The 1,025-nt window shown below is 64.3% G+C and carries 1 pseudogene; it reads right to left on the bottom strand.

The features are described from left to right. Window positions 1-1,025: pseudogene (locus AW273_RS00045) on the bottom strand (glycoside hydrolase family 6 protein); the annotation flags it as partial.

Raw genomic sequence — 1,025 nt, 5'->3', positions numbered from 1 at the left:
TGATGGGCGGGTAGGCGTTGGCCAGGAGCTGACGGAACTGGGCCGAGAACCAGTGACCCGACAGCGGAGCGTTGGCCAGAGCACCCGTGGGGTTGTTGCCGTTACGGTCGTTGCCGCCGTAGGTCGGGTCGCACATCCGGTCGAAGCCCTTGCCCTCGGTGTTCGGAATCTCGCTCGAGGAACCGTCGGACTCACCCGGAGGCTTGACCCACACGTAGGCGTCGATACCGGTGGCCGGGTTGGCCCGCGGACGCTCACCCAGACCCGCACCGGCTCTGGTTGCACCAGTTACCGGCGTGCACCCGGCGGTCGACCTTGGAGTTGTTGACGAAGGTGTTCAGGTCGGTCGAGGTGCTCGGCCCGGTCGGCCGGTTCGGACCACCCCAGCCGTTACGCGAGGTGTCGATCAGCATGCCGATGCTGGAGGAGAAACCCTCCTGGATCAACCGCTGACGGAAGGCCTGCGCGAAGGACAACTCATCGATGTAGAAGTTCCAGTCCACCCACCGGGAGGAACGGATCTGCTGGCCGTTGACGCTGCCGCTCACCGAGAAGTACGGCTCGGTCAGCGCCGAGTAGTTGGCGGTGTTGGTGATGAACCCGTGCACCGTCGCCTTGCCACCGGTGGCCAGCGCCGCGGTGGTGCCGAACAACTGCGCCGACGGACCGAAGTTGGAATCCCAGCCCAGCCAGCCGTGGTGACCGGCGTCCACATAGTTGTAGACGTTCGGAATCGCGTACAGCTTGCTCAGCGCGTAGGCCACACCCTGCTCATAAGCGCCCGAGCTCTTGGCCTCCTGGCAGGCGGCCAGGTTCAGGTTCGTCACCAGGTTCGGCAGCGAGTCGATCTCCACGATGGCGACGATGCGCAGGTTCTGGTACTTCGAGTCCGACATGATCGAGGCGATCGGGTCGATGTACTCGGTCTTGTACCGGTTGAGACCGTCCTGCGAGACCTTCAGCTCACCGTTGGAGGCCAGGGCCGAGCAGTCACGGTTGGGCAGGTTGTAGATCACGACCTGGAT

The organism is Herbidospora yilanensis (genome assembly GCF_001570565.1).
In the GTDB taxonomy this organism is placed as follows: Bacteria; Actinomycetota; Actinomycetes; order Streptosporangiales; family Streptosporangiaceae; genus Herbidospora; species Herbidospora yilanensis.
Note: the sequence above shows the minus strand (reverse complement) of the source record. Positions and strands in the feature narration are given on the sequence as shown.